9 protein-coding genes are annotated in these 12,663 nt (G+C 42.7%); all 9 read left to right on the top strand.

From position 1 onward, the window contains the following. The first annotated feature begins 99 nt into the window (after window positions 1-99). The 9 genes from AC1XUD_RS00265 (at window position 100) to AC1XUD_RS00225 (ending at window position 12,663) form a co-directional block, all read left to right on the top strand. Window positions 100-1,008 (top strand): lysophospholipid acyltransferase family protein, encoded by a 909-nt coding sequence (locus AC1XUD_RS00265; protein WP_483358926.1) that lies wholly within the window; start codon window positions 100-102, stop codon window positions 1,006-1,008. A gap of 84 nt (window positions 1,009-1,092) precedes the next feature. Continuing rightward, window positions 1,093-2,013, top strand: a complete 921-nt coding sequence (locus AC1XUD_RS00260; RefSeq protein WP_483358925.1) for a lysophospholipid acyltransferase family protein — start codon at window positions 1,093-1,095, stop codon at window positions 2,011-2,013. Continuing rightward, a complete protein-coding gene (locus tag AC1XUD_RS00255) occupies window positions 1,997-2,962 on the top strand; it encodes a glycosyltransferase family 9 protein (protein WP_483358924.1) in 966 nt (321 codons plus the stop codon). Before AC1XUD_RS00260 ends, AC1XUD_RS00255 begins: the two co-directional genes overlap by 17 nt. A gap of 355 nt (window positions 2,963-3,317) precedes the next feature. After that, window positions 3,318-4,214 (top strand): carbon-nitrogen hydrolase, encoded by an 897-nt coding sequence (locus AC1XUD_RS00250; protein WP_483358923.1) that lies wholly within the window; start codon window positions 3,318-3,320, stop codon window positions 4,212-4,214. Between the two features lie 784 nt (window positions 4,215-4,998). Next, window positions 4,999-8,154, top strand: coding sequence for a SusC/RagA family TonB-linked outer membrane protein (locus AC1XUD_RS00245; RefSeq protein WP_483358922.1), 3,156 nt, complete (start codon window positions 4,999-5,001; stop codon window positions 8,152-8,154). A 36-nt stretch (window positions 8,155-8,190) separates the two neighbouring features. After that, a complete protein-coding gene (locus AC1XUD_RS00240) occupies window positions 8,191-9,660 on the top strand; it encodes a SusD/RagB family nutrient-binding outer membrane lipoprotein (protein ID WP_483358921.1) in 1,470 nt (489 codons plus the stop codon). Between the two features lie 42 nt (window positions 9,661-9,702). Then, on the top strand, window positions 9,703-10,188 hold the full coding sequence (locus AC1XUD_RS00235; RefSeq protein WP_483358920.1) for a hypothetical protein: 486 nt from the start codon (window positions 9,703-9,705) through the stop codon (window positions 10,186-10,188). A 62-nt stretch (window positions 10,189-10,250) separates the two neighbouring features. Beyond that, window positions 10,251-11,438, top strand: coding sequence for a pyridoxal phosphate-dependent aminotransferase (locus AC1XUD_RS00230; RefSeq protein WP_483358919.1), 1,188 nt, complete (start codon window positions 10,251-10,253; stop codon window positions 11,436-11,438). Between the two features lie 118 nt (window positions 11,439-11,556). After that, window positions 11,557-12,663 (top strand): AEC family transporter, encoded by a 1,107-nt coding sequence (locus AC1XUD_RS00225; RefSeq protein ID WP_483358918.1) that lies wholly within the window; start codon window positions 11,557-11,559, stop codon window positions 12,661-12,663.

Raw genomic sequence — 12,663 nt, 5'->3', positions numbered from 1 at the left:
GTTACGCATTGGTTAGGCATAGTGAAGCTACCCAAATTTAAAAACTAATACTAATTTTTTATAAACATTTCATATCCTTACTTTTGTGAAAATATGTTTATGAATAATTTATTTGCGAAAATTTCAATTTTTGTCCTCAATAGTCTAGGTCATCTATCATGGAAAAATGCATTCAGATTTTCGACCGCTTTAAGTTGGCTGATATTTAATGTTATAGGATACCGTAAGAAAGTTATTTCGTCTAATCTCAGAAATAGTTTTCCTGAAAAAACGGATCAGGAGCTTCGTGAAATCGAAAAGAATTTTTGTATCCATTTCACCGACCTGATTTTCGAAACCCTGAAATTTCGAACCGCATCTCCGGACGTAATTCGGGATCGTCTCAAAGGCGATCTGAGCACTGTCGACGATCTCTATGAAAATAAGAAAAGTGCCATTTTTTTGATGGGGCATAGGGGCAATTGGGAGCTGGCCAATTTATTTTCGTCACTGGCTTTCACACATGACTGCATTGTGGTATACCGACCTCTTCAAAATGTCATATTTGATCAATGGTTTCTCGACCTCAGGACGCGATTCGGTGCCAAATTGGTACCGATGGATAAGATATTTAAAGAGTTGTTGACGCCCCGTTCCCGTCCATACGTCGTCGTTTTGGCAAATGACCAATCTCCAAACCCTAAAACAGCATTCTGGACCAGCTTTTTGAACCAGGACACGGGTATTTTTCGTGGAGTTGAAGCCATTGCCCGAAAGCTTAATCTGACTGTTTTGTACGCAGAATTCAGCAAAGTGGAGAACAAAAGAGGTTATTATCATGTTGAAATATCAACTTTAACCAATACCCCAAAGGAAGTTCCCGTTAATGGTATTCTGGAGAAGCAGATTTTAATGCTGGAAAAGGATATTCGGCGGCAACCACACAACTGGCTTTGGAGTCATCGTAGGTGGAAACATAAGAAACCAGAATGCCTGAAACCGGAACAATTGCTGAACCAGATTCTCTGACAGACTAGGTAGTGCGCGTGAGCTTCTTTGCTGATATGGTTAAATGTTCTGACCCTATATCGTTGTATATGAAGCAGATAATGTATGGAAAACATTACCACGACCATTCTCCTTAAAGTCATCTCGGCTATTTCCAGGCTATCATGGAAAACTCTTTACCGTCTTTCAGGCATATTTCGATTCCTGGCTTTCAACGTTTTTGGATATAGGAAAGAAGTGGTGCTCAACAACCTGAAAAACAGTTTCCCTGAAAAACCAATCAGCGAAATCAACAGAATCGCGGGTGTATTTTACAGAAATGTGACGGATATTGTATTTGAATCTGCGAAAATGAACTCTGTCTCAAAGAATGAATTACTGGAGCGTTTTGAGTTGGATTCTTATTTGTTTGACAAATATTATGAGCAAAAAAAGAACCTCGTGGTAGTTTTAGGTCATTTTGGTAATTGGGAAATGGCAAATCTTTTTGCATCCGTTCGGCTTTCACATCAAGTAGTGGTGGTATATCACAAGCTAGCCAACGACGCGTTTGAGGATTGGATCTACAATCTCAGAACGAGATTTGGAAGTGAAATGGTACCCATGCATGAGGCATACCATGTCGCCACGCTGCCTCGTGAAAAACCGTTCATGTTCCTGCTCGTGAATGATCAGTCGCCAAATCCGTTTAAAGCATATTGGACCCGTTTTTTGAATCAGGATACCGGTGTTTTTCGAGGCGTGGAACGCATATCCCGTGCACTCAACGCCCCTGTTCTGTACGGGGCAATTTTCAGAAATCCAGAAAGAGGTCATTACAGAATCCAGGTAGAAGAAATTACGGCCCATCCCCAAGAGGAACCGGTTAACGCTATACTTGAAAAACAGGTCGAATTACTGGAAAGAGATATTCGACTTCAACCTGACAACTGGCTTTGGAGCCACAAACGTTGGAAACATAAACGCCCTGCAATTTTGCAAAAAGAACAGCTACTCGAAGTCCTGGATCGTGAACAAAAAAGTTAAATTCCTGATCCTGCGTTTTTCATCAATCGGTGATATCATATTGACTACGCCCGTGATCCGTTGCCTTAAGCAGCAATATCCTGAAGCGGAAGTCCACTATATGACCAAGGAAAAGTTCGGTTTTTTGCTGGCCGATAATCCTTATATCGACCGTGCGATATTACTCAAAGACAATATAAAGGATGTACTCGCCAACGCGCAGAAGGAAAATTACGACTATGTCATAGACCTTCATAACAATATTCGGACGCTTCGTATTAAAACGGCGTTGGGCAAACCTTCATTTAGTTTTGATAAACTAAATCTCAAAAAATTTCTTCTGACCAATTTCAAAATCAACCGAATGCCCGATATCCATATTGTGGACAGGTATATGGATACACTCGGAACTTTAAATGTCACGAATGACGATCAAGGCCTTGACTATTTCATTCCTGAAAAGGATATGATTGCGCAGGGAAGACTTCCGGAAACCCATCAAAGGCGATTTACCGCATATGCCATCGGTGGACAACACCAGACCAAGAAGCTGCCTGTATACAGAATGATCGAACTTTGTAGAAAAATCGACTCCCCGATCATATTACTTGGCGGTCCGGAAGATGCGGATGCAGGAAAGGAGATCCAAGAAGCCCTCGGATCCCAGTTAATATATAATGCATGTGGGCAATATAATTTCAATCAATCGGCATCCATATTAAAACAGGCTCAAATCGTTTTCACGCACGATACCGGTTTGATGCACGTCGCGGCGGCTTTCAAAAAGAAAACATACGCGATTTGGGGAAACACAGTCCCGGCTTTCGGCATGTATCCATATCAAACCTCTTTTGAAAGCATCGAAAACAATGAAATATCCTGTCGCCCATGTTCTAAAATCGGATATAAGGCTTGCCCAAAAAAACATTTCAAATGTATGACAGAAAGTTCGTTTGATTTTGTTTTGTAGGGAAGACGGTGAAAAGATAGGAAGGTGATTTTAGCACAGTCAGGTTTGGAAGAATAAAGAAATCTAATGAATATCCGTATCATATTCTTAACATTTTGCAAACAAACTATGAAAGATTGCGCTTACTTGAAGAAGAACATCAAAAAATCAAATTACATAATACGTGCCTTATCGAAGGAGAAAAAAGTGGATTATAAGCTATCATAAATTAATAACTTTGTTAATTGAATGAGAGAAGGATTGAAGGTTTAATAATTGTTTGACGATGAAAGCTAAAAATTTAGAAAATGGCAGCTCGTTAACCATTAACGTTCAACCAAAAAAATCACATTCCATCAAGTAATTATATTCTTAAATGAGCAAGGAAGTAAATATTGGTTTAGTTCAGATGAGTTGCTCCGGCGATGTGGATGCCAATTTCAATAAAGCAGTTTCCAAAATTCGGGAAGCTGCGGCGCAGGGAGCTCAGGTTGTTTGTCTTCAGGAGCTATTCAAGTCATTATATTTTTGTGATATAGAAGACCACGGCAATTTTGCTTTGGCCGAAGCAATTCCTGGTCCTTCCACCGAGACTTTGGGACAGTTGGCAAAGGAATTGAATGTCGTAATCATCGCCTCTCTTTTTGAGAAAAGGGCACACGGACTTTATCATAATACCACGGCCGTTCTCGATGCCGACGGCACATATCTGGGCAAATATCGTAAAATGCATATCCCCGACGACCCGGGGTACTATGAGAAATTTTATTTTACTCCCGGCGATGCAGCCCTGCCAGGCCAAAAAGATGAAACCGGATACAGGATTTTTGAGACCAAATTCGCGAAAATTGGTGTACTCATCTGTTGGGATCAATGGTATCCGGAGGCAGCGAGAATAACCAGCCTGATGGGCGCGGAAATCTTGTTCTACCCTACTGCCATCGGCTGGGATATGAATGAAAAGGATCCAATCATCAATGAAGAACAATATGGTGCCTGGCAGACGATCCAGCGTGGACATGCAGTTGCGAATGGAGTTTACGTTGTGTCGGTCAACCGGGTTGGTGTAGAAGCTGAGCAGTTGTTCTGGGGCGGTTCTTTTATTGCCAATCCACAGGGAAGACTGCTATATCTTGCGCCGCACGACCAGGAAGTGGTTCATACCGAGCCCTTGGATCTTGGAAAACTGGATTATTACAGAACTACCTGGCCGTTCTTGCGCGACCGCCGCATTGATTCCTATCAGCCGATATTGAAACGATTTATCGACTAACGGACACAAGAGAAATATAACTATTCTTCTATAACAAAAAGGGAGTTGTCGCTGGCAACTCCCTTTTTGTTGTGCATTCCTCAGTTTTCGGACTTATTCCCACTTTTTGAGCGAATCCGGTCAAAATTAATCGAAACCAATAATTAAATTGTATAATTATCTGATTTCAAGAGACTTATATACGTTTAACCAAATAGAAGAAATACTACTACCAGGTACGAAGGATTCAGCACCAGCTTTTTTAATAAATAATAAAGGATAAGTACCATAATATTTTACCATTGTTCTAAACAACCAATTTTTATTGCTCAAAAACTTAATTATTTAATTATTTCTCTTGCATTTTTTATCATTGTCAGTATATTTGAACTGTCATTAAACGAATGACCATGCTTCGTAAGTATCAGATCTATTTTAGCCGCACTTAATTAGGTCTGAAAGTGTAAAGTGAAGCTCAACCGGATTAATCTCTTAAAAGGGGCATAAATCCGACAGCTTCTACCTGCGCACTATATAACTTTTTTAATACTAAATCCCTGTAACGAGGACAAGCATAACATGTTTGGTATTCCGGTCGGACGACCGATACTGAAATCGCTTTGCCTGTCCTCGATTAAAGAGGGTATTGCTTTCCGGAAAAGCAGTTGTGCAAGCTTATGGCTGTGTTTGATCTGTCCATGCCTATGTGTGTGCGGCGCACGACAGTGTGGACACTACACAGCCATAACTTTTTCTGCTCTTGATCCAGCTAGAATAAAATCTCACCTAACCAATCGGAATACCCATGCGTAAATCATTACTATTTTCCTTATGGGCGAGCATCTTTTCTATTGCAGCTTTCGGTCAAGTCCGAGAGATAAGCGGAAAAGTGACCGCTGCCGAAGACGGAACGGGCCTTGCAGGAGCTTCCATCATTTATAAAGGCACGAACACAGGCACAAACGCCGACGCCGACGGAAACTTTAAGTTTTCTGTACCAGGCGACGGCGTTCTTGTTGTTTCCTACGTAGGATTTTTAATTCAGGATGTCTCCATCGGGAATAAAACGAGCTTCGATATTAAATTAGTGGCGGACACTCGCCAGCTTGCGGAAGTGGTAGTAACTGCTTTCGGTATAGAAAGAGAAAAAAAGGCGCTTGGATATACAGTTCAAGAAGTGAAGGGAAGCGCGCTGACGGAATCTCGTTCGACAAACGTAGCAAATTCATTATCCGGTAAAATCGCCGGGGTTCGCATTCAGTCAAATGGTGGTCCTGGTAGCGGGTCAACCATCCAGATTCGTGGTGCGGGGTCTATTTCGGGTAATAATCAGCCTTTGATCGTTATTGACGGGGTACCAATGCAACAAGCTGCTGCTACTTCTGCTGGCAACCAGTATGGTGGAGGAATGTCGGAAGTAAACCCTGACAATATCAAGGAAGTATCGGTTCTTAAAGGCCCGAATGCAGCCGCTCTATATGGTTCACGTGCTGCAAACGGAGTCATTTTGATCACGACAAAAACCGGCCAGGGAACAAAAGGAATTGGCGTAGAAGTTAACTCAAACATCACTTTTGAAAGACCTTGGATCAAACCTAAATTTCAGAATACATATGGTGGCGGTTTTGGATATCGTACGTGGTATCACGACGGATGGAGCGGGTCGATCACCGATCCATTAGAAATTCAGCAATTCAGAGATGCATATGGACCTAATGCACCCTTGACAGGTACTGCCGGAACGGATGAAAGCTGGGGTGCTCCAATGGACGGAAGACTCGTGAGACAATGGTGGACTGGAAATGATGTAGCTCCACTTACACCGCAACCAAACAACTGGGAGGAATTCTGGAACACAGGTCAGACGATATCTAACAGTGTGGCACTTTCGGGCGGAAACGAACAAGGATATTTCCGTCTGGGTCTTGGCTTAACCAATCAAAAAGGTATTGCCTATAATAACGACTTCCATAGATACAATTTCAAGATCAATACTGGCTACAACCTGACTAAAAAACTATCTGTTGCACTGTCAGCTGAGTATATCAAATCCGGCGCAGACAACAGGGGATATACCTCAGGACAGGAGTTCATATGGTCACACAGACATGTATCGTGGGCACAACTTCGTAACTACAACGACTACACAGCCGTTCACAACCAAAAACCTGGTGATACGGATCCACCAAACTGGCAACATACGTTTTTCACAAACCCATTTTTTATTCAGGATAAGCTGACACAGGCTAATGATAAGGATCGTTTGCTGGGAAATATATCATTGAATTATAAAATTCTTCCTTCGTTGAGCGTCATGCTTCGCAGCGGAACCGATGTCTGGAACGACACGCGTACCAATATCACCAACTTTGAACGTATTAGGAACGGCGTAAAAACACCGGGAAGATACACGGATGAAACGCTCAGAAACCAGGAAACGAACACGGATATGATCATCACGTTCAACAAAACCCTGGCTACCGACTTTTCATTGAATGTTCAGGGAGGTGGTATTAACAGAACCAACTATTACAAAAGAAACTATTTAAGTGTTGGCGAGCTCGTGGTGGATGGTATATATAATGCTTCCAACTCCGTACCGAGCCTGAATTCGAATGAAAGCGCGATCATGAAATCGGAAGTTCAAAGCTTATTCGGATCTGCACAGTTAGGATGGAAAAATCAGCTTTTTCTTGATCTGACAGCCCGCAATGACTGGTCCAGTACTTTGCCATCCAACGCCCGTTCCTACTTCTATCCTTCTGCTTCCGTGAGTGCTGTTTTCACCGATCTATTGAATATCCAGAGCAACGTATTCAGTTTTGGTAAAGTGCGGGCAAGTTTGGCTCAGGTTGGAAACGACGCCGATCCATATGCATTGCAGCAGACATTTACTGCCAGCGGATCATGGAACGGAAATATGACCAAGTTCGCAGAAGCTGTGAAAATTGCCAACTCAAATTTGAAACCTGAGATCACAACCGGGCTTGAACTTGGTGCTGACCTGCGCTTCTTCAAAGGAAAAATCGGTCTTGACTTCACATATTACAGCCAAAATACGCGTGATCAGATACTTGCAGTTGAAATCTCGAAAGCCAGTGGATATGACACTCGTGTGCTAAACGCTGGGGAAATCACAAACAAGGGTATCGAAATCGTCCTTAATGCAAATCCGGTTAAGCTCTCAAACGGCTTTTCATGGGATTTTGCTGTTAACTTCTCCCGTAACCGCAACAAAGTTGTCGCCCTGGCCGAAGGACTTACTACATATACCCTTACTACTCAGCGTGGTATGACGTCGGAGGCCCGGGTTGGTGAAGCATATGGTACTTACTATGGAAAAGGCTGGTTGCGCGAAGGTGGACAAATCGTTTATAAAGATGGTCTCCCTCAAGTTGCTCCTGGTACTATCAAATTGGGTAATATCCAGCCAGACTTCACAGGTGGTGTATCTAACACATTCACTTACAAAGGCGTATCACTTTCTGCGTTGGTAGATGTTCGTATGGGCGGTGATATTTTCGATGAAGGAACTGCAACTGGTCGCTGGACTGGTCAGTATGAAGAAACTGCGGTAGGCCGTGAAGAAGGTGTGATCGGACAGGGTGTTAAACTGGGTGCTGATGGCACGTATGTACCAAACGATATCATCATTCCTGCCAAAGAATTCTACGGATATAATAATCCACGGAACTACCACGAGGCTGCGATTTTCGATGCCAGCTATGTCAAACTTCGTGAGGTAACGCTTGGATATAGTTTCCCTGCATATCTACTAAAAAAGACTTTCCTGCAAACAGCGAAAGTATCTTTTGTAGGACGTAATGTATGGATGATATTCAAAAACACCCCACACGTTGATCCTGAGTTTGATTCTAAAGGAGGAAATGCACAAGGCTTTGGATATGGACAGCTTCCGAGCTCAAGAAGTTTAGGGTTTAATCTTAGCTTCTCGTTCTGATCTGACTCATTTCCAACAACTTAAAACAAGATTATTATGAAAAGACATACATATAAATCTCTCATATTAGGCGTTCTGGCGATTTTTACAACCAATGGTTGTACGAAGGAGTTTGACGAAATGAATGTGAACCCGAACAGCCCAACCGCTGTAAAGGCACAATACCTGCTTACAATGGGAATCGAGTCGTCTGTCGACAGATATTGGGGACACAGGACGCGTTTTGAACGTATCAATATTGACGCAGCAGAGCTGTATATGCAGCATCTGACCCGCAATATTTACTCCAACGAAGGTGATGATTACACCGTTTCCGTAGCTGTTACCAACAACAATTGGAAAGGATTTTTCAACGACGCTCAGGTAAACTTTCAACGGATCATTACACAATCCGGGCCGGAGGGTACTGCTCCAAATACTAACTTCGAGGGTGTTGCCCTGGTAATGCGTTCGTGGGTATTCTCTTTATTGACAGACCTATACGGACCGATTCCATATTCAGAGGCCATTCAGGGAACGGCTGCCACTCCTATTTACAGCCCAAAATATGATTCAATGGAATCCATATATGCTGGTTTGCTCGCAGATTTAAAACTGGCAAACGAAAAACTGACAGTGGGTGGACCAGCCATTTCCGGCGATATTCTTTACAGTGGAGATATCCTGAAATGGAAGAAATTCGCAAACTCTCTTCGCCTGCGTCTGGCAAACAGACAAGCCGCCAAGAAACCAGCTGAGTCCAAAGCCATATTTGCGGAGATATTAGGGAACGCAACTACCTATCCAATCTTCACATCCAATGCAGATAACGCTCAATTAAATTGCACGACTGTATTGCCAAGCAACAATGAATGGAATCAGGTAATGAAACTGGACGGCAGAACCGACTGGAATATCAGTAAAACACTGGCGGATCAAATGAACTCAATGGGTGATACGCGTATCAAAGTTTATGCGAATCCAAACAAAGACGGAGAGTATCAGGGCCATCCAAACGGGCTTCCGGATGCGATTGCAACCACCTATCTTTCCACCAGCTCAACCATAGGAGATTATTTCACGCAAGCTTCTGCTCCTGAGGTTATTATGACCTTCGCTGAATTGAATTTAATTCTCGCGGAAGCTGTTTTGGACGGAGATGCAACTGGTGATGCCGCAGCCTATTTCAAAGCGGGTATCAATGCCTCATATGACCAATATAAACTCACTCCTACCGCCGATTTTCTTGCCAAAGTGGGAAGTGTTACCAGAGAGAAAGTCCTTCAACAAAAGTGGGTTGCACTCTTTGGACAGGGGATCGAAGCTTGGATCGAATGGCGCCGCACCGGCCTTCCGGTATTCCCGGCACCAGACCCAAGAGCGGTATTGAACAACGACGGAGTATTACCAACCCGATTCACATATTCTACCAACGAATATTCTCTTAATAAAGCAGGTGTTGATGGTGGAATTCAATTGCTTGGTGGAAAAGATGATATGAAAACCAAACTATGGTGGGCCGAATAATTAATTCAACCGCTTTGTTCAACTTCATTAAAAAATTGAGATATGAATTCGATAAAAAAATATATCAAAATAGGTTGTATCTGCTTGATCGGTGCACTATCAATAGCTTCTTGCAAGGAAGAAGATCCCTGGGTAGATGCAGCAGTAGCTCCGTTGCTGGTTGATATCGTGGGGGCGCCGTTTGGATATCCTCAGGAAAAAGAGCCGACGGTTAATTACAATATCGCTGATGGAAATACGGTAAAACTGACCGCACGTCTTTTGGAATTGGACAAGACCAATATGCTTGATAATGCGATCGGAATTGATTCCATACCGGTTTCCGGAATAAAAGTTTCGGTCAGCCTTAGAGCGGGATCCGTTCTTGGCGAGGTGACTTCGTCAACGGACGGTGTAGTGACCTTAGACAAAACCTGGGCCGAGTTAGGAGTTGATGCACCGAAGACCGGATCGCTCGTAAAGATATCATGGACAGGCAGTTATAAAGGAACAAGCTTCACAAGATTTTCACAGGTGCTGGCTAAATAACTCATATAGTACCATTCTCTTTTAACTTTAAAAAACAACATCGCTTTTAAACTTTTATCAAAATGAATCAGAAAATTGACCGTCGCAATCTATTGAAATCCGGTTTAATGGCTATCGGAGGGATGACACTTGCTCCACATCTGAGCATGGGGGCATTCTCAAACACCCCGTTGTCGCTCGATCCGGAGAACCGCATTTACCGTAGCCCGATGGTGAGAGAGCACTTCCTGCCAGAAGATTTCAAAGCTCCGAAAATTATTGCAAGACTTAACGCAAACGAAAATCCATACGGCCCGCCAATGTCCGCTCAAAAAGCTGTGGCTGAGTCCGTTAAAAACGGAAACCGTTATGCATGGAAAGAAATGTATGACCTGATTGACAAAATCGCTAAAAAAGAAGGAGTTACAGCGGACCATATCATGATGGGACCTGGTTCTTCTGATTTGCTTGAAAAAGTGGCGTTGGTATTGTTCATGAAGGGTGGAAATATTGTTTCGGCAGACCCTTGCTATATGTCATTGGTGAACGTAGCACAATCAGTTGGTGCAAAATGGAAGGCAGTACCTTGTACAGAAGATTGGTCACACGATCTGAAAGCGATGGAAGCGGCGATTGACTCTGATACTAAACTGGTATATATCTGTAATCCAAACAACCCAACCGGTGCCATTACTTCCGGTAAAGACCTGCTTGACTTCTGCTCAAGAGTATCTGAAAAAGTGCCGATTTTCGTTGATGAAGCGTATATCGAGCTTGCAGTTGGTGCTAACACGGAAAGTATGGTATCGCTTCTTTCTCAGAAGAAAAACGTGATTATCGCTCGTACTTTCTCCAAAATTATGGGTATGGCCGGTATTCGTGTTGGATATATCGCAGCACTTCCTTCATTCCTGAAAGAAATCAACGAAATCACTCGCGGCGGTATGGGCGTTTCTTATACTTCTATTTTCGCAGCATCAGCCAGTTTGGACGACAAAGATTTCCAAGGAAATACACGCAAGCTGAACCACGAAGCAAAATTGTACCTGTATGGTCAATTAGACAAAATGGGATACAAATACATTCCGTCATATACCAATTTTGTAATATTCCCGATCAATATTTCCGGCAAGGAGCTATTAACCAAAATGGCAGCTAAGGGTGTTGGTGTGAGAGCGTTCGAAATTCAGAAAAAACCATGGTGTCGTGTGAGTATCGGAACAATGGAAGAGATGAAAACCTTCGTCGGTGCATTGAGCGCGCTTAGCTAAGACATACTAATATTAAGGAAGGAGCACTTGTCGAAGTAGCTTCTTCCTTATTTCATTAAGGAATCGGACGTCATGCCGCAGTAACTTCGATCTACTATCAAACTAAATTATTTTTGTTATGAGTGATGCATTGCAAAAAACGATTACACTCCTGTTATTGATTGGCCTTGGTGCCGTGTTAAAAAGCAAGTTTAAAAGTAAGGAGCAAACCAATGGTATAAAGGAAATTATTCTTTCGGTAGCACTTCCCTCAACAATATTCATATCATTGATGAAAATCGACATGGACTCATCCATGTTTATCATCCCTCTTATCACTCTTATTTTCAACTTTTTGATGTTCTTTTCCGCGCCAATCGCTTTTACGCTTTTTGGGATAGACAAGAACAGCCCAACGGGCAGAACCATGATGATGTTGATCCCGTCGCTCGCACCGGGATTATCCTGTTTTCCTTTTATAGCCGAATTTTTAGGAGAAAAAAGTCTTGCAATCGCCGCCCTTGCCGACGTGGGAAACAAGTTTTTTGTACTTATATCGCTTTATATCCTTGCAATGAATATGTTTTTGAAAAACAGCGAGGATAAGGAAACGAAAATGGGTGGCAAACTTAAAAGTCTTTTTGGGAGCATGTTCCAGGAACCGATCAACCTGCTGATATTCCTTGCGATCATCTTGCTTAGTCTGGGAATTAATTACGGCTCGCTTCCTGGTGTTATAACCGAGCTTTTCGACAAGACAAGCGCGATGATGACCCCTTTGGTGCTGCTTTTTATCGGTTTGGCGGTGCAGTTAAAGGAAGGAAAGAAAAGAATCGTGGCAAGTATTCTCTTCTTCCGGGCTGGTATCACCATGCTGATCAGTGCGGGGATGATATACGTCCTCAACCTTTCTGACTCGGCAATGATATTGCTCGCAATCGTAATTCCCTTAAGTGCGGCGAGTTTCTGGCCTTTGGCGCACATCTCGGCTTTCAATATCAAAGAAGATTCAAAATCGGTACCGAAAGAGAAACGGACGTTTGACCTGGAACTGGCTGTGTTATTGTTGGCATTCTCGCTTCCTTTCTCAACAATTCTGATTCTTGCCATTTTATCATCAGGAACATTCTTTACGCATCTTCCAACGTTGATCACAGTCGGTATTGCACTTATTGGTGCGGCTGCTATACCTAACGCGGCATCAAAATTTTATTTAAAGTTTTCAAAAGCAAAAACATCCCACTGA

The organism is Dyadobacter sp. HNCC25DJ184 (assembly GCF_056895215.1).
The sequence above is the reverse complement of the archived record's forward strand: the minus strand, read 5'-3'. Positions and strand labels throughout refer to the sequence as shown.

Coding starts and splice junctions, on each gene's coding strand:
- AC1XUD_RS00235 (WP_483358920.1), top strand. CDS start 9,703: ATGAATTCGATAAAAAAATATATCAAAATAGGTTGTATCTGCTTGATC.
- AC1XUD_RS00240 (WP_483358921.1), top strand. CDS start 8,191: ATGAAAAGACATACATATAAATCTCTCATATTAGGCGTTCTGGCGATT.
- AC1XUD_RS00225 (WP_483358918.1), top strand. CDS start 11,557: ATGAGTGATGCATTGCAAAAAACGATTACACTCCTGTTATTGATTGGC.
- AC1XUD_RS00265 (WP_483358926.1), top strand. CDS start 100: ATGAATAATTTATTTGCGAAAATTTCAATTTTTGTCCTCAATAGTCTA.
- AC1XUD_RS00250 (WP_483358923.1), top strand. CDS start 3,318: ATGAGCAAGGAAGTAAATATTGGTTTAGTTCAGATGAGTTGCTCCGGC.
- AC1XUD_RS00245 (WP_483358922.1), top strand. CDS start 4,999: ATGCGTAAATCATTACTATTTTCCTTATGGGCGAGCATCTTTTCTATT.
- AC1XUD_RS00230 (WP_483358919.1), top strand. CDS start 10,251: ATGAATCAGAAAATTGACCGTCGCAATCTATTGAAATCCGGTTTAATG.
- AC1XUD_RS00260 (WP_483358925.1), top strand. CDS start 1,093: ATGGAAAACATTACCACGACCATTCTCCTTAAAGTCATCTCGGCTATT.